The organism is Microbacterium gallinarum (assembly GCF_014837165.1).
Lineage (GTDB): Bacteria > Actinomycetota > Actinomycetes > Actinomycetales > Microbacteriaceae > Microbacterium > Microbacterium gallinarum.
In genome coordinates this window covers 203,651-222,928 of record NZ_JACSPM010000002.1, presented here as the reverse complement: position 1 = coordinate 222,928, position 19,278 = coordinate 203,651, and the positions used below count along the sequence as shown (strand labels likewise).

Here is a 19,278-nt window from a genome sequence, read left to right as displayed (position 1 = left end):
GCTGGGCTCCGGGAGTCGGGGTCGGGCGCTCTCCGTTGCGCGCGGAACCGGGCAGGACCGGTCGGGAAGGGCCGCGAGCGCGGCGGGGCGAGTCTACCCGCGCACCACGCGGCCGCCGGGATCGTGCAGCGCCGGGCGGAACGTAGGCTTGTGGCCGTGGCATCCGTCCTGAACATCTCGGCGTATCTGTTCACGCGGATCGACGACCGCGAGGCGCTCCGCCCGACGCTCCGCGCCCGCGCTCAGTCGGCCGGCCTCAAGGGCACGATCCTGCTCGCCGAGGAGGGCATCAACCTCTTCCTCGCGGGCGACCGCGACGCCGTCCGCGGCTTCGTCGACGACCTGCGCGCCGACCCGCGCTTCGCGGCGCTGACGACCAAGGAGAGCTGGTCGGATGCCCAGCCGTTCCGGCGCATGCTCGTCAAGCTCAAGCGCGAGATCATCCGCATGGACCACCCGGCCATCCGGCCCGAGTCGGGCCGCGCGCCGTCGGTCGCCCCCCACAGTCTGCGCCGCTGGCTCGATCAGGGGCACGACGACACCGGCCGCGAGGTGGTGCTCCTCGACACGCGCAACGCCTTCGAGGTCGACTACGGCACGTTCGCCGGTGCCGTCGACTGGCGCATCGAGCGCTTCACCGAGTTCCCGGGAGCCGCCGCCGCGCACCGTGACGACCTTGCAGGCAAGACGGTCGTCAGCTTCTGCACCGGCGGGATCCGCTGCGAGAAGGCGGCGATCCACCTGCGCGAGAACGGCGTCGACGCGCTGCAGCTCGAGGGCGGCATCCTCGGCTACTTCGAGAACGTGGGCGGCGCCCACTGGAACGGCGAGTGCTTCGTCTTCGACGAGCGTGAGGCGCTCACAGCCGATCTGCGCCCGCGGACGACCGCGCTGGCGTCGTGATGACCGAGGAGCGGATGCCGCGGCCCGCGGGGCGCCTCGTCGCCGGCTCGTTCGCGCTCGACGTGATGCTCGTGCTGGCGTTCGCCGCCATCGGGCGCGCGAGCCACGGCGAGGACTGGCTGGTCGGCCTCGGCATGACCGCGTGGCCGTTCCTCGTCGGGCTGGTGGCCGGCTGGCTCATCACGCGGGCGTGGCGCGCCCCGGCGGCCCCGGTTCGTACCGGCCTCGGCGTCTGGGCGGCGACGGTCGTCGGAGGGATGCTGCTGCGCTCGGCCTCCGGCCAGGGGACCGCGGTCGCGTTCATCGTGGTCGCCACCCTGACGCTGTGCCTTTTCCTCGTCGGCTGGCGGCTGATCGCCGCGCTCGTCGCGCGCTCGCGGTCGCGCCGCGACGCGACCGCGAGCTGATCCGTCCCCTGCCCGGATGGGCGGGCCCGGCGGCACCTGGCGGTACGTGGCGGCACGCGAAAGGACCGGGCGATGTCCCGCCCGGCCCTTCCGCGAGTCAGGTCAGTCGAGCCCGTTCTCGGCGAGCCAGGCCGCCGCGATGTCGTCGGACGACATCTGGTCGACCGTCGACTGGACGTTGAGCGCCACCAGTCCCTCGGGGGTGAGAGCGGCGCTGACGGCGTTGATGACGTCGGCGATCTCGTCGGCGAGGTCGGCGCTCACGACGGGGACGACGTTCGACGCGAGGAAGAGGCCCTCGGGGTCTTCCAGCGTGACGAGGTCCTGCGTCTCGATGAGCGGGTCGGCGCTGTAGACGTTCGCGACCTGGATGTTGCCGGCGACGAGCTCGTCGACGGTGGTGTCGCCGGTCGCCTGGAACGCGACGGTCACGCCGTAGACCTCCTCGAGACCGGACGGGCCGTAAGGACGCTCCTCGAGCTCGGGAGCGCCGCCGAGCACGAGGCCCACGATGCCGGCCAGGTCGGCGATCGAGACGAGGTCGTTCTCCTCGGCGAATGCCGCGGTCACGTTGTACGAGTCCTGGTCGGTGGCCGTGGACTGATCGAGCACGGTGATGCCCTCGGGCAGCGCCTCCTGCAGCGCGGCGTAGACGTCGTCCGACGTCGTGGCCGTCGTGTCGGGCTCGAAGAACTGCAGCAGATTGCCCGTGTACTCGGGGAACAGGTCGATCGATCCGTCCTCGATCGAGGGCATGTAGGCGTCGCGCTGCCCGATGTTGAAGTTGCGCTCGACCTCGAAGCCCGCGCCCTCGAGCGCCTGCGCGTAGATCTCGGCGATGATCTCGTTCGAGTAGTACGCCTGCGAGCCGATGACGATCGGGCCGGACGTGCCTGGCTCGTCGGTGGCACCGTCGTCGCCCGTGAGGGGATCGCTCGAGGCGCAGCCGGCCAGCGCGAGGGCGGCGATCGCCGTCGCGCTGAGGGCGACGGCGAGGCGGGTGCGTGCTGTGGACATGTGGAACCTCCGGTTGTGGTGGGGTCAGGCGGGCGTGCTCGCGACGGTTCGCGTGCGCATCCCGGGGGATTGCTGAGGGGACTGAAGCCGTGCGGCGACGCCGCGCGGCACGACGAGGCGCTGCGCCACGGCGAAGACGCCGTCGAGCGCCAGCGCGAGGACGATGACGACGATCGAGGCGCCGAGGATCTGCGGGAAGTCCCGCAGCGGGATGCCCTGGATGATGTAGTAGCCGAGGCCGCCGAGGCCCACGTACGCGGCGATCGTCACGGTCGCGACGACCTGGAGCGTGGCGGTGCGGAGGCCCCCGATGAGAAGCGGCAGCCCGAGCGGCACCTCGATCTTCCAGAGGATCTGCCAGGGTGTCATGCCCATCGCGCGTCCGGCGTCGATCACCGTGCGGTCGATCGCCTCGAAGCCCGCATACGCGCCGGCGAGGATGGAGGGGATGGCGAGGAGAACGAATGCGGTGACAGCCGCCTCCGTCTTGAGCGAGACCCCGAGGACGAGGTAGAGCAGCACGATCAGGCCGAGCGAGGGCAGTGCGCGCGCGGCGCCGGACAGGAACACCGCGACTTCCCGGCCGCGGCCGGTGTGGCCGATGATCCATCCGGCGGGGATCGCGATGAGGGCTGCGATGAGCACCGACCCGAAGGTGAAGAGGAGGTGCTGCATGATCGCGGTCGGCAGCGGCAGTCCGTTCGGCCACTCGGCGGGCGAGAAGATCCAGGCGAAGGCCTCGAGGAAGTAGTTCACGCCGTCACCGCCTGCAGAGCGCGCTCGGCGCGGGTCGGCCTGCGCCGATTCCAGGGCATGAGCAACCTGCCCGCGACGACGAGAAGCAGGTCGATGACCACCGCGATGACGACCACGGCCACGACACCGGCGAGCACCTCGGGGATGATGCGGCGCTGCGACCCATTCGTGAACAGGTAGCCGAGGTTCTGCACGCCGATGAGGATGCCGACGGTGGCCAGCGAGATGGTCGAGGAGGCCGTGACCCTGAGCCCTGCCAGCAGCACGGGACCGGCGAGCGGGAAGTCGACCGTCCAGAAGCGCCGCCATGCGCCGAACCCGACGGCGACGGCCGCTTCACGCGTGACCGGGTCGACCGACGCCAGTCCGTCGGTGACCGAGCGCGTCATGATGGCGACCGCGTAGATCGTGAGCGCGACGACGAGGTTGGCCTCGGAGAGGAGCGGGATGCCGAACACGGCCGCGAGGACGGCGAAGAGCCCGAGCGACGGGATCGTGTAGAGCAGGCCGACGGTGGCGAGTGTGGGGCCCCGCACCGCGGTGTAGCGGAACGCCGCCCAGCCGATCGGCACCGAGATGACGAATCCGAGCACGATCGCGATCAGGCTCTGCCGCAGGTGGTCGAGCGACAGGCCCCAGATGAGGTCGAGGTTGTCGAGCACCCAGCTCACGAGGCGTCCTCCACCAGCACCCCCTGCGTGCGGCCGGACTCGTCGACCACGACCGCACCGCGCGGCGTCTCCTTGCGGCGCAGCGCCCTGGCACCCTTCTCCGCCCCGATGAAGCTGGCCACGAAGTCGCTCGCGGGGTTCTCGATGATCTCGTCAGGGGTGCCGACCTGGGCGATGTGGGCACCCTCCTGGAGGATGACGACCTGATCGCCGAGCAGGAACGCCTCGTCGACGTCGTGCGTCACGAACACGATCGTCTTGTCGAGCTCGCGCTGCAGCCGCAGCGTCTCGGTCTGCAGCTCTTTGCGCACGATCGGGTCGACGGCGCCGAAGGGCTCGTCCATCAGCAGGATGTTCGGATCGACCGCGAGCCCGCGGGCCACCCCGACGCGCTGCTGCTGCCCGCCCGACAGCTGGCTGGGGTAGCGCTCTGCCAGCGATCGGTCGAGGCCGACGACATCCATCAGCTCGAGCGCCCGCTCGTGCGCTGTCTTGCGCGCGACGCCGCTCAGCACGGGCACCGTGGCGATGTTGTCGATCACGGTGAAGTGGGGGAGGAGGCCCGCGTTCTGCAGCACGTAGCCGATGCCGCGCCGCAGCTTCACCGGGTCGCGGCCCGAGATCGGCTCGTCGTCGATGGCGATCACGCCGCTCGTCGGTTCGACGAGGCGGTTGATCATGCGCAGCAGCGTGGTCTTGCCGCATCCCGAGGATCCGACCAGCACGGTCGTCTTGTGCGCGGGCATGACGAGGCTGAAGTCGTCGACCGCAAGAGTGCCGTCGGCGAACCGCTTCGACACGGACCGGAACTCGATCGCCATGCTGTCCTTTCCGCGGGTTTCCCAGCCAACCACAGGTCTGCGACATCGAGGGCGGAACCCGCGAAGCGTGACCCGGCCGTTGTCCTTGGGTGTGTTCGGTGCCGAGCGGGCAGCGGATGGGGTGCGACCCGCGCATTCCGCAGACTCGGCCCGGTCGCCGCAGGGCGCCGCTAGCGTGGGCCCATGACCACTCGGGAGTTCGATCTCATCGTCATCGGTGCAGGACCTGTCGGCGAGAACGTCGCCGATCGGGCGAAGCAGGGCGGCCTCTCGGTCGTCGTCGTCGAGAGCGAGCTGGTGGGCGGGGAATGCTCGTACTGGGCGTGCATGCCGTCGAAGACCCTGCTGCGCAGCGGGGCGGCTCTCCGCGCCGCGCGTGACGTCGACGGTGCGAAGCAGGCCGTCACAGGCGGCGTCGACGTCGCCGCGGCGCTGCGTCGCCGCGACGCGATCGTCTACGACTGGAACGACACGTCGCAGGTCGAGTGGCTGCAGGGCGCCGGCATCGAGCTGGTCCGTGGGCATGGCCGCCTCACGGGCGAGCGCGCCGTGGCGGTCGAAGCCCCCGACGGCACCACTGTCCACCTCGTCGCCACGCATGCCGTGGTCGTCTCGACCGGTTCGGCGGCGCTGCTCCCCGACATCCCGGGACTCGTGGCCGCCGCCCCCTGGACCAGCCGTGACGCGACCGGCGTCCGCGACGTCCCGCCGTCGCTGGCGATCCTCGGCGGCGGCGTGGTGGGCAGCGAGATGGCGACTCTCTTCACGTCGTTCGGCACGCATGTCACCGTCATCGCCCGCTCCGGGCTGCTCGGCGGCATGGAGCCGTTCGCCGGCGAGGCCGTCGAGGCCGCGCTGCGCGAGGCCGGAGCCGACGTGCGCACCGGTGCCGAGGTCGACCGCGTCGCCCGCACCGACGGCGGAGACGTGGTGCTGAGTCTGTCGGACGGCTCGGAAGTGAGGGCGGCCGAGCTGCTCGTCGCCACCGGCCGGGTGCCGCGGACGGGTGACATCGGCCTCGAAACGGTCGGCCTCGCGTCGGGCGAGTGGCTCGACGTCGACGACACGCTCCGCGTGCGCGGCGTCGACTGGCTCTACGGTGTCGGCGATGTGAACCACCGTGCCCTGCTCACGCACCAGGGCAAGTACCAGGGCCGTGCCGCGGGCGATGTGATCGCCGCCCGCGCCCTCGCGCACGACGTCGACGACGCTCCCTGGGGAGCGCACGTGGCCACCGCCGACCACGCCGCGGTTCCGCAGGTGACCTTCACCGACCCGGAAGTGGCGTCGGTCGGGCACACCGAGGCCTCCGCGATGAAGGCCGGACTCGGCATCCGGGTCGTCGACTACGACCTGTCGTGGATCTCGGGCGCCAGCACCCACGCCGACCACTATCGCGGCCAGGCCCGCGCCGTGATCGACACCGAGCGCCAGGTTCTCGTGGGCGCGACGTTCGTCGGCCCTGATGTCGCAGAGCTGCTCCACTCCGCCACGATCGCGATCGTGGGGGAGGTCCCGCTGCACCGCCTGTGGCATGCGGTCCCCTCGTATCCGACGGTGAGCGAGGTGTGGCTCCGATGGCTCGAGGAGTACCGGCGCCACGATCAGGGCGCGGGGTAGGGCTGCTCCGCGAGCACCTTCGCGACGTGCGCGGCGTGCCGCGCGAGCGTCTGGGTTGTGCTCGCGACTTTCTCGGGCGTCTCGGGGAGGTCCTTGTAGTCGGTCGTGTGCATCGCCTCGCCGTTCCAGTAGACGCCGCCCTGTGACGGGATGCTGAAGCCGACGTCGCCGAGGCCCTGGTAGGCGTCCGCGATGATGGCGTGGGCGCCGTCCTCGTTGCCGACGACGGCCACGACCGCGACCTTGCCCGCGAGGATGGGCCTGCCCTCGTCATCCGTCTCCGACAGCTCCGCGTCGAGGCGCTCGAGGACCCGCTGCGCGACGCTCGACATGTGGCCCATCCAGGTCGGTGTCGCGAAGACCAGGATGTCGGCCGCCATCACCTTCTCACGGATGCCGGGCCATTCGTCGCCGTCGCCCATGTCGGCGTCGACCCCCGGCTTGACGTCGAAGTCGACGACGCGGACGATCTCGCCCTCGACGCCGTACGGCTCCAGGGCGTCGAGCACCTGCTGGGCGAGGAGGTCGCCGCTGGACTCCGAGGGAGAGGGCTTGAGTGTGCAGTTGAGTGCGAGCGCACGGAGCATGATGGTCCCTTCGTCGATTCGGGCAGGCTACGGGGCCGTCGCGGCCGCGTCAGGGTCTTGACGTTCCGGGATCGGGCCCCTACCCCCGCGAGCGCGCTTACGCTGGGGCGATGCCCCGTCATCCCGTTCCCGACCCCGTCGCGCCGGGCCAGGAGTCCGTGTGGGACTACCCGCGGCCGCCTCGGGTCGAGCAGGTCGACGCGCGCGTGGTGATCCGGCTGGGCGGCGAGGTGATCGTCGACACCGATGACGTGGTGCGTGTACTCGAGACCAGCCACCCGCCCGTCTACTACCTGCCGATCGCGGCGTTCGCCGAGGGTGCGCTCGTGCCGACGAACGGCGGGTCCTTCTGCGAGTTCAAGGGCGGCGCGCGCTATTTCGACGTGCGGGGAGGGGATGCCGCCGCCCAGCGCGCTGCCTGGAACTACCCCGATCCGTCGCCGGGCTTCGATCTGCTCGCCGATCGCGTCGCGGTGTACGCCCGGCCGATGGACGCGTGCGAGGTCGACGGCGAACTCGTCGAGCCGCAGCCGGGTGGGTTCTACGGCGGCTGGATCACCTCGACGGTCGCCGGTCCGTTCAAGGGCGTGCCGGGGTCGATGGGCTGGTGACCGCGTCGGTGCCGCCCGCTAGCCTGGTCGCGCCATGAAGACCGACCTCAAGAGAGAGCTCGCCGCCTACTCCGCCCGGCGGGGCGTGTTCGACGTCGTCGAGGTGCCGCCCCTGCGCTACCTGATGATCGACGGCCACGGCGATCCGAACGAGCAGGCCTACGCCGATGCGGTGTCGACGCTCTTCCCGGTCGCCTACAAGCTCAAGTTCATGAGCAAGAAGGAGCTCGACCGCGACTACGTCGTGATGCCGCTCGAGGCGCTGTGGTGGTCCGACGACATGACGACGTTCACGACCGACCGCGACAAGTCCCGCTGGGACTGGACCGCGATGATCCTCGTTCCCGATTGGACGCCCGCCGATCACGTCGAGCGCGCCGTCGCGGCGGCATCCGACGCCCCCGCGCTCGATCGGCTCCGGCTCGAGACGCTCCACGAGGGGCGCTGCGTGCAGACGCTCCACCTCGGACCCTTCGACGAGGAGGGGCCGGTGCTGGCGCGCCTGCACGACGAGGTCATCCCCTCCCGGGGGCTGCGCATGACAGGCCGTCACCACGAGGTCTACCTGAGCGACATCCGTCGCACCGACCCGGCGAAGCTCCGCACGATCCTGCGGCAGCCCGTGACCGACGCGGCGGGCGGCGACGCGTGACGACGCGCCTCCTGCTCGTCTCCGACACCCACATCCCGGGCCGGGCGCGCGGGCTGCCCGACGCGCTCCTGCGGGCGGCGGATGCGGCCGACCTCGTCATCCACGCCGGCGACTGGGTCGCGGCATCCGTTCTCGACGATCTGGAGCAGCACGGCGAGGTGCTCGGCGTCTCCGGCAACAACGACGGGCCCGACCTGCGCGAGCGGCTGCCCGAGGTCGCCCGCCGCGACATCGAGGGCGTGCGGTTCGCGGTCGTGCACGAGACAGGCGATGCCCGGCGTCGCGAAGCGCGCATGGACGACGCGCACCCCGACGCCGACGTGCTGGTGTTCGGGCACAGCCACATCCCGTGGAACACGACGACGCCGGGCGGTCTCCGACTGCTCAACCCGGGCTCGCCGACCGATCGTCGCCGCCAGCCGCACCACACGATGATGACGGTCGTGGTCGATTCCGGCGCACTGCGCGAGGTCGAGCTCGTCGTGCTCTGAGCGGCGTCAGGTCTGGGCTGCTGCCCGCTCGGCGGTCGCACGCACGAAGTCGCCGTGCGCGATCTCCGGCCCGAGTCCATCGGGGCGGTTCCACACCAGCACGAGCGCGTCGAGCTCGCCCTCGTCGGTCGCGACCGGCAGCCAGCGGGCGTCGTACCCGTAGAGCAGCTCCTCGTCGACGATCACCCGATTGACCTCGTCGCCCGGCTGCAGCGACAGCAGCTCGCCGCGCACGAGTCCGGCGCCGTCGTCGCCGAGCACGAGCACGGGCCATTCGCCGCCGGCATCCCAGAACAGGCGCCCGCGCAGCGTGGCCGGACGCGATCGGATGACGTGTGCGCGGATCGCCTCCCACAGCGCCATCCCCGGTCGCAGGCTGCCGTAGACGAAGAGCGGCACGGCGGGCGGCGGGAAGGTCACGGCATCCACCGTAGTCAGATGAGCGGATGCCGCGCCCCGCGGTTCCGTGTAGGCACCGCGCAGGCCCCGTCGCAGGCCCGCCGCAATCCGTCGGGGTCGCCGCCCCGAACAAGCACGTCGGGGATCTCCCGGGGAGGAGTGGCCATGTCGGACCGAGGTCGTGCCGCGGGATTCATGGCGCTGAGCGCGCTCGCCGGTGTCGTGAGCGCGGGCGTGTTCCTGGCCGTCGCCGAGGTCGCGGCGCTGGTGGTCGCACGGGAGAGCAGCCCGATCCTGGCGGTCGGCTCATTCGTGATCGACGTGGTGCCGCAGCCGCTGAAGGAGCTCGCCATCTCGACGTTCGGCGCGTACGACAAGATCGCGCTCCTCGTCGGGCTGGGGCTCGCCGTCGTCATCGCCGCAGCTGTCGCCGGTGTGCTGCAGTTCCTCCGCCCGCCGCTCGGCGTGGTCGCGCTCGGGATCGCGGCCGCCCTGTCGATCGCGGCCATCGTCACGCGCGAAGGGGCCTCCGCCTGGGCTTGGCTGCCGCCGCTGCTCGGTGCGGGCGCGGGAGCTGCCGTGTTGGTGCTCGCCGTGCGACGCCTGCGTCGCTGGGCGGACGCGGCGGCACACGGGCAGCGCGGCCCGGCCGAAGACGCACCACCGGACGGCGGGGCCGCGGCGGCCCGGTCCCCGAAGCTCGACCGTCGGCGCTTCTTCCAGATCGTGGGGGTCGCCGGAGCCAGCGCGGTGGTCATCGGGATCGCGGCACGCGCGGCGAACGTCGCCGTCACCTCGATCGCGGCAGTGCGCCGGGCGCTGCGGCTGCCCGAGCCGCGGACGAGGGTGGCCGTGCCCGACGGCGCGGAGTTCGACATACCCGGCCTGACGCCGCTGTACACGCCGAACGACGACTTCTACCGCGTCGACACCGCGCTGACGGTTCCTGCGATCGATCCTGCGACATGGCGCCTGCGGGTCGGCGGTCTCGTGGACGAGCCGGTCGAGCTGAGCTTCGACGACCTCGTCGCCATGGGCCTCGACGAGTACTCGATCACGCTCACGTGCGTCTCGAACGAGGTCGGCGGTGACCTGCTCGGCACGGCGAAATGGCTCGGGGTGCCGGTGCGGGACGTGCTGGCGCTGGCCGCTCCGCGCGCCGGGGCCGACATGGTGCTGTCGCGCAGCGTCGACGGGTTCACGGCGAGCACGCCGCTCGAGGCGCTGACCGACGACGCGCGTGACGCGATCCTCGCGGTCGGGATGAACGGCGAGCCCCTGCCGCTCGAACACGGCTTTCCGGTGCGCATGGTGGTGCCCGGGCTCTACGGGTATGTGTCGGCGACGAAGTGGCTGACCGAGCTGAAGGTCACGACCTTCGCCGCCGACGAGGCGTACTGGACGCCGCGCGGCTACAGCGCCCGAGCGCCGATCAAGTTCTCGTCGCGCCTCGACACCCCGCGCACCGGGCAGCCCGTCGCCGCCGGCGCCGTGGTGCTCGCGGGTGTCGCCTGGGCGCAGACCGTGGGCATCGAGCGCGTCGAGGTCAAGATCGACGGCGGGGACTGGCAGGCCGCGACCCTGTCGTCCGCCGTCAACGACGACACCTGGGTGCAGTGGTTCCTCGAGTGGGACGCCGCGCCCGGCAACCACGACATCGTGGTCCGTGCCGTCGATCGCGCCGGGCAGCTGCAGGTCGAGGAGCGTGCCCCCATCGCTCCCGATGGGTCGTCGGGCTGGCAGCGCACCCTCGTCCGCGCCGAGTAGCGCGCGGACGCGGCTGCGCCGGCAGGACGGTGCCCGGCGGTGCGAGCTTGCGTCCGCAGGGCGGTGCTCCGCGGTGCGCGGCGCTCACCATCCGCTGCGGGTGGGGGTGTGTCCCTTCCTCGCTTCGTCGGGCATCTCCATCTCGGCGCGCACGCCGAGCAGTCGCAGCGGGCGACCGGGCTCGATGCGCTCGACGAGCCGGAGGATCTCGGCCACCACGGTGGCCCTGTCGAACGTCGTCGGGACCTTGTGCACGAACGTCTTGGTGAGAAACGGCGCGTAGCGCACCTTCAGGCCCACACCCACCACGGGGCGGCCCTCCGCGACGACGTCTTCGAGCACCTGCGCCGCCAGTTCGCGGGCGGCGTTCCCGATCTCGCCGGGCTCGACGATGTCCTGCTGGAAGGTGACCTCACGGCCATGACCGCGCGCCACCCAGGGCGTGTCGTCGACGACGGCTGAGCCGTCGCCGCGTCCGAGCTGCCGGTACCACGGCCCCATCTTGGGGCCGAACTCCGCGGCGAGCACGGTTTCATCGGCGCGTGCGAGGTCGTCGACCGTGGCGATGCCGTGCGCCGCGAGCCGAGCGGAGATCTTCCTGCCGACGCCCCAGAGCTCGATCGTGGGGCGATGGCCCATCACCTCGAGCCAGTTGTCGGCGGTGAGGCGGAACGTTCCGCGTGGCTTGCCGAAGTCGGTGGCGTTCTTGGCGCGCACGAGGGTGTCGCCGATGCCGACGCTGCAGTGCAGTGACGTGCGCTCGAGCACGGCGCGCTGGATGTCACGCGCGTACGCCTCGGGGTCGTCGGTAGTGACGCCGACGAAGGCTTCATCCCAGCCGAGCACCTGCACGACGGCGCCGGGTTGCGCGCGCAGGGTGGCCATGACCTCGTCGGATGCAGCGGTGTAGGCGGGAGCGTCGACGGGCAGGATGATCGCGTCGGGGACTTTGCGAGCGGCGATGCGCAGCGGCATGCCGGAGCCCACTCCGAACTCTCGCGCCTCATAGGACGCGGTGGAGACCACGGCGCGCTCGGTGGGATCGCCCCGGCCGCCGACGATGACCGGCTTGCCGGCGAGTTCGGGTCGCCGCAGCACCTCGACCGCAGCGATGAACTGGTCGAGGTCGACGTGCAGCACCCACGGGTGGGGCGGGTCGCTCATGCGCTCCAGTGTGGCGCGCACGTGCGACGTTCGGCGAGCCCGAAGTAGATCCGGGTCCGCCTGGCCGGCCGGGACGCGTCACGCGCCCCGGCGGACCGGTGGGATCAGAGCGGGCGGATGTTGGCGGCCTGCATGCCCTTGGGGCCGCGCTCCGCCTCGAACTCGACCTTCTGGTCTTCGCGGAGCTCCTTGTAGCCCTCGCCGGTGATCGCGCTGAAGTGCGCGAACAGGTCGGCGCCGCCGTCATCGGGAGCGATGAAGCCGAAGCCCTTTTCGGAGTTGAACCATTTCACGGTGCCAGTGGCCATCGTGTCTTTCCTTCTATTCTGCGGGCCGCCAGAGGCGACCGGTGTGCCGCGCCAACGTGTTCGGTGCGGACGTATGGGTGGTGGGTCGCTCTCGACCGAAGTGGGGAGCAAGTGGTGAGGCGAGCGGTGGATGCTCGCGGACGGGGAGGCCATCGGACGACGGGGTCGGTCCGGGCGTCAGGCTGTTGCTGCTGCGCAGTGAGGCAGAGTGGAAAACGACGCTTGACCCGAGTGGGCGTCTCACACTAGCACGCCTGATCCCCTGAGCCTGACCGTCGCCCCTCGCGCGTCCGTCGAACCGGTGCCGGGGGTGGTTTCCTTCCGCTCGGCGATATATCGTTGACTATCGCCGGTATATCGGTGACGCCATTCCAAGGAGGTCGTCATGAGCGATTCGTTCACGGGAGATTGGTTCGGTCCGCGCGACCACGGCCAGGGCGGACCCCGCCCGGGCGGTGGCCTGTTCGATGCCATGGATCAGCTGCGCGAGATGTTCGAGCAGCGCGTCGGTCCGCGCATGGGTCGCGGGGATGTCCGCACTGCGGTGCTCGCCGTGCTGTCCGAGCGTCCGATGCACGGCTACCAGATCATCTACGAGATCGAGGAGCGCAGCGGCGGCACCTGGAAGCCCAGCCCCGGCTCGGTGTACCCAACGTTGCAGCTGCTCGCCGACGAGGGCCTCATCACCGCCGAGGAAGCGAACGGCAAGAAGACGTACTCGCTGACGGAGGCCGGGCGCGCCGAGGCCGCTGCGGCCGAGGGCACGTCCCCGCCGTGGGAGAGTTCGAGCAGGCGGGATGCCGCGCGCGCGACGGTGCTGCCGAAGGCCGGGGCGAAGCTCGCCCAGACGGCAGCCCAGGTGGCGACGAGCGGATCGCCCGAGCAGGTGCAGCAGGCCGTCGAGGTGCTCGACGAGGCCCGGCGTAAGCTCTACTCGATCCTCGCCCAGGACTGACCGGATGCCGACAGACCGTCGGCCCGGCTCGATCCCGATTCAGGGAGCCCCGATGGCCGACGCCGGCACTTCGCGCGCCCGGTATCGGCGCATCCTGCGCTTCGCCGCCCGCTACATGGTGCAGGCCTGGTGGTTCGAGCTCTTCCTGCCCCGGATCGGCCTCTCGCGGCTGGCGGCCCGCGGCCGCGCTGCGCGGCTGCAGCGGCTCGCCCGTCGTTTCCACGCTCTCGCGGTGTCGCTCGGCGGCCTCATGATCAAGGTCGGCCAGTTCATGTCGTCGCGCCTCGACGTGCTGCCCCCGGAGATCACGAAGGAGCTCGAGGGTCTGCAGGACGAGGTGCCGCCGGTCGACTTCGCCGCGATCCGGGCTCTCGCCGAGGCGGAGCTGGGTGCTCCGCTCGAGTCCGTGTTCGCGTCGATCGATCCGGTGCCGGTGGCCGCGGCATCCCTCGGTCAAGCGCACCGCGGGCGGCTGTCGCCTGCAGATGCGGCCGACGCCGGGTTCGTCGACGTTGTCGTCAAGGTGCAGCGGCCCGGCATCGAGAAGATCGTCGACGTCGATCTGGCGGCGCTGCGGCGGGTCGCCGGCTGGCTCGATCGCGTGAAGGTGGTCGCCGCCCACGTCGATCTGCCGGTGCTCATCGAGGAGTTCGCGGCGACGAGCCTGGAGGAGATCGACTACTTCCACGAGTCGCGCAACGCCGCCCGGTTCGCCGAGAACTTCGCCGACGACCCGCGCGTCCGCGTCCCCGAGATCGCGTGGGAGCGCACCACGCGGCGAGTGCTGACGCTCGAAGACGTGACGGCCGTCAAGATCATCGATCTCGACGGACTGCGCGCCGCCGGCATCGATCCCGCCGAGGTCGCCGCCGAGTTCGCGACCGTCATGTTCGATCAGCTCTTCCGCGACGGCTACTTCCATGCGGATCCTCACCCGGGCAACCTCTTCGTCACCCCGACGCCCGGCGGCGAGCGGCCGTGGCAGCTGACCTTCGTCGACTTCGGGATGATGGGCGAGGTGCCCGACCGGCTGAGGCGCGACCTGCAGGCCGTCATGATCGCGGTGGCGTCGCGCAACGGCACGCAGCTGATCGACAGCATCCGCGATGTCGGCGTGCTGCTGCCGTCCGCCGACACGGCAGAACTCGAACGGGCGATGACGGCGCTGTTCGCCCGGTTCGGCGGAATGGGCTTCGCTGAGCTGCAGAAGGTGGATCCCCGCGAGTTCCAGGCGTTCGCAACCGAGTTCGGCGACGTCATCCGCTCGCTCCCGTTCCAGCTGCCCGAGAACTTCCTGCTGATCGTGCGCGCAGTCTCGCTCACCTCTGGGGTGTGCAGCTCGCTCGAACCGGATTTCAACATGTGGGATGCCGTCGAGCCCTACGCCGCACAGCTGGTGCGCGACGAGCGCGGGAACGTCGTGCAGGGCTTCGCGCGCGAGGCGGTCACGGTGGCGGGCATCGCCGCGCGGCTTCCGCGGCGGCTGGACGACATGGTGACCCGGCTGGAGGAGGGGCGGCTGACGGCTGAGTCGCCCAAAGTGGAGCAGCGGATGCGCGCGCTGGAACGGGTGGTGCGCCGCGCCGTGTCCGCCGTGCTCTTCGCCGGCCTGTTCATCGGCGGCGCGGTGCTGCGACCCGACGAGCCGGTTGCGGGGACGACGCTGATGGTCGTGTCGGTGCTGCCGCTGCTGCACGCCGTGTTCTCGGGCTTCGGGCGTCGATAGGCGCCGTCTGCCAGGTCGGTCGCGCCTGCGCAACCCCCTCGGCAGGATCGCCGACGCGGGGGAGGGTGGCCTCTCACGACTTCGGAGGCAGCGCATGAAGGCCATGACCTATCGCGGACCATACAAGCTCCGCGTGGACAGCAAACCCGATCCGGTGATCGAGCATCCGAACGATGCGATCGTGAGGGTGGAGCTCGCCGCCATCTGCGGATCGGACCTCCACCTGTACCACGGAATGATGCCGGACACGAGAATCGGCCACACTTTCGGGCATGAGTTCGTGGGGACCGTCGTCGAGATAGGCGGGTCGGTGCAGAGCCTCGCCGTGGGCGACCGGGTCCTCGTCCCCTTCAACATCTACTGCGGATCGTGCTTCTTCTGCGCACGCGGGCTCTACTCGAACTGCCACAACGTCAACCCGAACGCGACGGCGATCGGCGGCATCTACGGCTACTCCCATTCGACCGGTGGGTACGACGGGGGTCAGGCGGAGTTCGTACGCGTGCCCTTCGCGGACGTGGGACCCACCGTCATCCCCGACGACATCACGGACGAGGACGCGCTGCTGCTCACCGACGCGTTCTCCACCGGCTACTTCGGTGCGCAGATCGCCGACATCGAGGAGGGCGACACCGCCGTGGTGTTCGGAGCGGGTCCGGTCGGACTCGCCGCGGCGCGGTCCTGCTGGCTGATGGGCGCCGGTCGCGTCATCGTGGTCGACCACCTCGATTACCGGCTGCGCAAGGCCGAGGACTTCGCGTATGCCGAGACGGTCAACTTCGGGCAGGTCGGCGACATCGTGCGCGATCTGAAGTTCCTCACCGACGGGCTCGGCGCCGATGTCGCCATCGATGCCGTGGGCGCCGAAGCCGACGGCCACGTCCTCCAGCACGTGACGTCGGCGAAGCTCAAGCTGCAGGGTGGGTCGCCCGTTGCGCTCAACTGGGCGATCGACTCGGTGCGCAAGGGCGGAACGGTGTCGGTCATGGGTGCGTACGGACCGATGTTCAGCGCGGTGAAATTCGGGGACGCGATGAACAAGGGCCTCACTCTGCGCATGAATCAGGCGCCCGTGAAGCGCCAGTGGTCGCGCCTGTTCGACCACATCCGCGCCGGCTACGTGAAGCCGAGCGACCTCATCACCCACCGCTTCCCGCTCGACGAGATCGCCGAGGCGTACCACGTGTTCTCGGCGAAGCTCGACGACATCATCAAGCCGGTCATCGTTCCGGCTTCCTGAGAGACAGAGGGGACGGCCATGCCGTACACCGCACCGAGGCCCGGCGGCCTCCACGATCCCGAGGCCCTTCGAGCCCGCATCCCCGGCTGGGGTGCCGACGTCGATCCGGAGGACCGCCCCGCGTTCCCGCGGGAGCAGCCGGGGATCCCGACCGGCGCGCACTGGACGCTGCCCGAGCAGCAGCAGTGGGGAGGCGAGCGTGAGAAGTCGGTCGAGCACGAGCGGCTCACCCCGGTCTTCGGCACCGCCCAGCCGTTGCGAGGCGTGTCGGGGGTGATCCGCCGCTACGCCTACGACCGCTACAGCGAGGGACAGGCAGCGCACTGGTTGCTGCTCCTGGCCGGAGACCGCGTCGAGGCCGTGGGCGCGCACCTCCGCTCGTTCCTCACTGCTCGACCGGACGATCCGGTGACGCAGTCGGGCATCCTCGGCGAACGCGGGCGCCGTCCGATCTCGTCGAGGACCCGTCCCGGACGGATCGACATGAAGCACGCCTGGCTCGACCCGCTGATCGTGGTCGGGCCGTGGCTGCTGGGGGCGTGGGCCGTGTTCGGCGTCGCCAGGCTCGTCGCGCGCCTCCTCGCCGGGAGCAGGTGACGCGAGGCGACGGCGAAAAGCCGGTGGCTTCGGGCGGCGCTAGACGTCCGGGTCCATCGGGGCGGTGAACAGGGGCTCGATGTCGAGCGTCAGGTCGATGGTCTCGCGCAGCAGGCCGCCCGCAGTGGTCGATTGCAGGAGGCGGTAGCGGTCGAAGTCGCCCAGCGGCGCGATGGCCGCCAGCTGCCACACCGACTCGATCGGGTCGTCGGAGAGCTCGACGTCGGGCTGCCACCGGGTGTCCCCTCGGTCCGCCGCACGCCCGAGGACGCGCCGCACGACTCGCTCCGCCTCGGTGCGGAGCGGGCCGAGCTCGTCGTTCCACGTCAGCCGCGGGAGCGGCGTCACATCGGCCGCAGGGTGCGGATCCTCGTCGAGCCAGCGGTCGACGGCGAACCGATCCGCTCCGACGGCGATGAGGTGAAGGTCATCTGCGCCGACCTGAACCTGGGCGATCCGCGCCATGGTCCCGATCGTGTTGCGCTGGTCGCCGCCGCCGGCCTCATGGCCCCGGGCGATGAGGACGACGCCGAAGTGGGGGTCTTCCTCGTCGAGCAGCCGGCCGAGCATGATCAGGTAGCGCGGCTCGAAGATGCGCAGCACGAGCGGTGTGTGCGGGAAGAGCACCGACCCGAGCGGGAACATCGGAACCGCGTCCATCGCAACAGTCAACCACCGCGCGGAAGAGCGGGGGCCGGAAGAGCCACGGTCGTCGTCGGCTCAGCGGTAGCGGTAGTGGTCCGAGACGGTGTTGATCCAGGTCGCGAAGCGGCCGGCAGCCGCCTCCTGCCCGGCCGGGACGGTCGCGAGCCAGACCTCACCGGCGACCTGGACGACCAGGTACAGCGCGGTGGGTGCGATGGCGCGCTTCAGCAGGCGGGGCGTGATGGGGCCGAACGGGCCGAGCAGCGTGCGCGCGGTGGCGGGGGCGGCGAGAGTGCCGCGCTTGAGCAGCTCGGCACCCGCGACGCACGAGGCGCTCGCGCCCGCGATCGGCTGACTCGACGAGGCGAAGTGCATCCAGCGTCCGTCGACTGTGACGCCCGCGAGCGTCTCCTCCTCGCCGCTGAACCGCGCGGCATCCGTCCAGCGCGTGCCGTCCCACCAGCGCAGGCGCCCGCGGCCGTCGTCGTACCAGCCGGGGGCGGACGCGGTGCTCACCGGCGGTGGCGCGTCGGTGTGCAGCTCGATGTCGCGCTCTCCCAGGTCGATGAAGTGCGCGGTCCACCTCGTGCCGTCCCACCAGCGCTGTCTTCCGGTGCCGTCGTCGTACCAGCCCGGCTCCGCCTGCGTCGCCATGCGTCGAGCGTACGGCGCTCGCGGGACAGCTGCGAGGCCGTCGACCACGTCAGTGTGGTGCTGAGGGTTCAGCGCTGCGCGCCGCCTCCACTTCGGCGAGGTACGCGGCCGTCAGCTCATCGAGCACCGAGCGCGCTCCGGGCTTCGGGGTGGCGTCCAGGTGCTGCACGCGCAGCTCGTCCATGAAGGCATCCCACATCTCGCTGCCGCCGCGCTCGAGAAGCTCGGCGCGGATGGACAGCTCGCGCGACGCGGGGCGGTGACGGCGGCCCCACGAGCCGAGAGCCGCCATGACCGGGACGAGCTGGATCGCGGGCTCGGTGAGCGAGTACACGACCTTCTGCTTGTGGGTCGGGTCGGGCGCTCGCGTCACGAGGCCGGCGTCGGTGAGCCGTTGCAGCCGGTCGGCGAGGATGTTCGACGCGATGCCCTCTTCCGACCCGGTGAGCAGTTCGCGGAAGTGCCGACGGTTGCCGAACATCATGTCGCGGAGCACGAGCAGCGACCACTTGTCGCCGATCACCTCCACCGTGAGGTTGATCGGGCATCCGGAGCGCTGCATGTCGGCCATACTGCTTGCACTCTACAACCAGACGGGTCTAAGGTGAGGCACCAGTTGCAGATCGCAATCAGTTGGAGGTCGCCATGCAACCTGTCATCGGAACCATGTCCATCTCGCTCGACGGCGTGGGCGCCGGGCGCAATCAGACCGAGGAGCGCCCGTTCGGCGATGTCCCCGAGGGCGCGCTGCACCGTTGGATGTTCGAGACACCGGAAGAGAGCCGCGCCGAGATCGACGACATCGTGTCCGCGGGGGCGTACGTCATGGGGCGAAACATGTTCGGTCCGGTGCGCGGTGAGTGGGATCGTGACTGGCGCGGCTGGTGGGGGCCGAACCCGCCGTACCACGCCCCCGTCTTCGTGCTCACGCACTATCCGCACGACTCCATCGAGATGGAGGGCGGCACGACGTTCCATTTCGTCACCGACGGGATCGAGGCGGCGCTCGACCGCGCGCGCGACGCGGCAGGCGATCGCACGATCCACATCGCGGGCGGGGTGAGCACGCTGAACCAGTACCTTCGAGCCGGGCTCGTCGACGAACTCATGCTGCAGATCTCGCCGTCCATCCTGGGTGAGGGGTTGCGCCCTCTCGAGGGGCTGTCCGACGTCGCGCTCGAGCAGATCTCGGCGCGGCCGGTCTCACTGGCGACTCATGTTCGCTATCGCGTCCTGCGCACCGGCGCCGGCTGACACCGGATCATGAGAACAGCGGATGCCGCGACC

23 protein-coding genes are annotated in these 19,278 nt (G+C 70.8%); 12 read left to right on the top strand and 11 right to left on the bottom strand.

Annotated elements, in window-relative coordinates:
* The first annotated feature begins 156 nt into the window (after window positions 1–156).
* Window positions 157–903 carry a sulfurtransferase gene (locus H9622_RS07980; protein ID WP_191765861.1) on the top strand — a complete coding sequence of 249 codons (747 nt, stop codon included), beginning with the start codon at window positions 157–159 and terminating at the stop codon, window positions 901–903.
* A gap of 14 nt (window positions 904–917) precedes the next feature.
* Window positions 918–1,310, top strand: coding sequence for a DUF3054 domain-containing protein (locus H9622_RS07975; protein ID WP_191765860.1), 393 nt, complete (start codon window positions 918–920; stop codon window positions 1,308–1,310).
* 102 nt (window positions 1,311–1,412) lie between these two features.
* Here the strand turns inward: H9622_RS07975 and H9622_RS07970 are convergent, their stop codons facing one another.
* The 4 genes from H9622_RS07970 to H9622_RS07955 are packed head-to-tail and all read right to left on the bottom strand — an operon-like array spanning window position 1,413 to window position 4,575.
* The gene (locus H9622_RS07970) at window positions 1,413–2,327 is read right to left on the bottom strand and encodes an ABC transporter substrate-binding protein (RefSeq protein ID WP_191765859.1); all 915 of its coding nucleotides are present in this window, start codon (window positions 2,325–2,327) and stop codon (window positions 1,413–1,415) included.
* Between the two features lie 24 nt (window positions 2,328–2,351).
* Window positions 2,352–3,083, bottom strand: a complete 732-nt coding sequence (locus H9622_RS07965; protein WP_191765858.1) for an ABC transporter permease — start codon at window positions 3,081–3,083, stop codon at window positions 2,352–2,354.
* The gene (locus H9622_RS07960; protein ID WP_191765857.1) at window positions 3,080–3,754 is read right to left on the bottom strand and encodes an ABC transporter permease; all 675 of its coding nucleotides are present in this window, start codon (window positions 3,752–3,754) and stop codon (window positions 3,080–3,082) included. Before H9622_RS07960 ends, H9622_RS07965 begins: the two co-directional genes overlap by 4 nt.
* Entirely contained in the window at window positions 3,751–4,575 is an 825-nt protein-coding gene (locus tag H9622_RS07955) for an ABC transporter ATP-binding protein (RefSeq protein ID WP_191765856.1), read from the bottom strand. The genes H9622_RS07960 and H9622_RS07955 overlap by 4 nt, the downstream gene beginning before the upstream one ends.
* Before the next feature lie 183 nt (window positions 4,576–4,758).
* Here H9622_RS07955 and H9622_RS07950 point away from each other — a divergent pair, with 183 nt between their 5' ends.
* Window positions 4,759–6,195, top strand: a complete 1,437-nt coding sequence (locus H9622_RS07950; protein ID WP_191765855.1) for a dihydrolipoyl dehydrogenase family protein — start codon at window positions 4,759–4,761, stop codon at window positions 6,193–6,195.
* On the opposite strand, the gene H9622_RS07945 is transcribed toward H9622_RS07950, so the two are convergent.
* A complete protein-coding gene (locus tag H9622_RS07945; protein ID WP_191765854.1) occupies window positions 6,180–6,782 on the bottom strand; it encodes a flavodoxin family protein in 603 nt (200 codons plus the stop codon). The genes H9622_RS07950 and H9622_RS07945 overlap by 16 nt on opposite strands.
* 110 nt (window positions 6,783–6,892) lie before the next feature.
* Here H9622_RS07945 and H9622_RS07940 point away from each other — a divergent pair, with 110 nt between their 5' ends.
* Genes H9622_RS07940 through H9622_RS07930 form a run of 3 tightly spaced genes read left to right on the top strand, consistent with a single transcriptional unit; the run spans window position 6,893 to window position 8,536 of the window.
* Window positions 6,893–7,393 carry a DUF427 domain-containing protein gene (locus H9622_RS07940; RefSeq protein ID WP_191765853.1) on the top strand — a complete coding sequence of 167 codons (501 nt, stop codon included), beginning with the start codon at window positions 6,893–6,895 and terminating at the stop codon, window positions 7,391–7,393.
* Window positions 7,394–7,427: 34 nt separating this feature from the next.
* Window positions 7,428–8,045, top strand: coding sequence for a GyrI-like domain-containing protein (locus H9622_RS07935; protein ID WP_191765852.1), 618 nt, complete (start codon window positions 7,428–7,430; stop codon window positions 8,043–8,045).
* Window positions 8,042–8,536 carry a metallophosphoesterase family protein gene (locus tag H9622_RS07930; RefSeq protein WP_191765851.1) on the top strand — a complete coding sequence of 165 codons (495 nt, stop codon included), beginning with the start codon at window positions 8,042–8,044 and terminating at the stop codon, window positions 8,534–8,536. The genes H9622_RS07935 and H9622_RS07930 overlap by 4 nt, the downstream gene beginning before the upstream one ends.
* 6 nt (window positions 8,537–8,542) lie before the next feature.
* Here H9622_RS07930 and H9622_RS07925 read toward each other — a convergent pair whose 3' ends face one another.
* Window positions 8,543–8,956, bottom strand: a complete 414-nt coding sequence (locus H9622_RS07925) for a gamma-glutamylcyclotransferase family protein (protein WP_191765850.1) — start codon at window positions 8,954–8,956, stop codon at window positions 8,543–8,545.
* A gap of 144 nt (window positions 8,957–9,100) precedes the next feature.
* On the opposite strand from H9622_RS07925, the gene H9622_RS07920 reads away from it, so the two are divergent.
* On the top strand, window positions 9,101–10,702 hold the full coding sequence (locus tag H9622_RS07920) for a molybdopterin-dependent oxidoreductase (RefSeq protein WP_191765849.1): 1,602 nt from the start codon (window positions 9,101–9,103) through the stop codon (window positions 10,700–10,702).
* Between the two features lie 84 nt (window positions 10,703–10,786).
* On the opposite strand, the gene H9622_RS07915 is transcribed toward H9622_RS07920, so the two are convergent.
* Window positions 10,787–11,866 carry a DNA polymerase IV gene (locus H9622_RS07915; protein WP_191765848.1) on the bottom strand — a complete coding sequence of 360 codons (1,080 nt, stop codon included), beginning with the start codon at window positions 11,864–11,866 and terminating at the stop codon, window positions 10,787–10,789.
* Window positions 11,867–11,970: 104 nt separating this feature from the next.
* Entirely contained in the window at window positions 11,971–12,174 is a 204-nt protein-coding gene (locus H9622_RS07910; protein WP_055967130.1) for a cold-shock protein, read from the bottom strand.
* A 385-nt stretch (window positions 12,175–12,559) separates the two neighbouring features.
* Between H9622_RS07910 and H9622_RS07905 the strand changes: the two genes are divergently transcribed.
* The 4 genes from H9622_RS07905 (at window position 12,560) to H9622_RS07890 (ending at window position 16,692) form a co-directional block, all read left to right on the top strand.
* Window positions 12,560–13,129: a PadR family transcriptional regulator gene (locus H9622_RS07905; protein WP_191765847.1), complete on the top strand. Its 570-nt coding sequence runs from the start codon at window positions 12,560–12,562 to the stop codon at window positions 13,127–13,129.
* Window positions 13,130–13,181: 52 nt separating this feature from the next.
* Window positions 13,182–14,855: an ABC1 kinase family protein gene (locus H9622_RS07900; RefSeq protein ID WP_191765846.1), complete on the top strand. Its 1,674-nt coding sequence runs from the start codon at window positions 13,182–13,184 to the stop codon at window positions 14,853–14,855.
* A gap of 94 nt (window positions 14,856–14,949) precedes the next feature.
* Complete coding sequence (locus H9622_RS07895) at window positions 14,950–16,095, top strand: zinc-dependent alcohol dehydrogenase (RefSeq protein ID WP_191765845.1); 1,146 nt, start codon at window positions 14,950–14,952, stop codon at window positions 16,093–16,095.
* An 18-nt stretch (window positions 16,096–16,113) separates the two neighbouring features.
* Window positions 16,114–16,692: a hypothetical protein gene (locus H9622_RS07890; protein WP_191765844.1), complete on the top strand. Its 579-nt coding sequence runs from the start codon at window positions 16,114–16,116 to the stop codon at window positions 16,690–16,692.
* A gap of 39 nt (window positions 16,693–16,731) precedes the next feature.
* Here the strand turns inward: H9622_RS07890 and H9622_RS07885 are convergent, their stop codons facing one another.
* The 3 genes from H9622_RS07885 to H9622_RS07870 are packed head-to-tail and all read right to left on the bottom strand — an operon-like array spanning window position 16,732 to window position 18,562.
* Window positions 16,732–17,352 (bottom strand): LON peptidase substrate-binding domain-containing protein, encoded by a 621-nt coding sequence (locus H9622_RS07885; RefSeq protein ID WP_191765843.1) that lies wholly within the window; start codon window positions 17,350–17,352, stop codon window positions 16,732–16,734.
* Window positions 17,353–17,412: 60 nt separating this feature from the next.
* Window positions 17,413–17,991 (bottom strand): DUF2510 domain-containing protein, encoded by a 579-nt coding sequence (locus tag H9622_RS15820; RefSeq protein WP_225221829.1) that lies wholly within the window; start codon window positions 17,989–17,991, stop codon window positions 17,413–17,415.
* Between the two features lie 49 nt (window positions 17,992–18,040).
* Window positions 18,041–18,562 carry a winged helix-turn-helix transcriptional regulator gene (locus H9622_RS07870; RefSeq protein WP_191765842.1) on the bottom strand — a complete coding sequence of 174 codons (522 nt, stop codon included), beginning with the start codon at window positions 18,560–18,562 and terminating at the stop codon, window positions 18,041–18,043.
* Between the two features lie 74 nt (window positions 18,563–18,636).
* Between H9622_RS07870 and H9622_RS07865 the strand changes: the two genes are divergently transcribed.
* Window positions 18,637–19,245, top strand: coding sequence for a dihydrofolate reductase family protein (locus H9622_RS07865; protein WP_191765841.1), 609 nt, complete (start codon window positions 18,637–18,639; stop codon window positions 19,243–19,245).
* The last annotated feature ends 33 nt before the right edge of the window (window positions 19,246–19,278 follow it).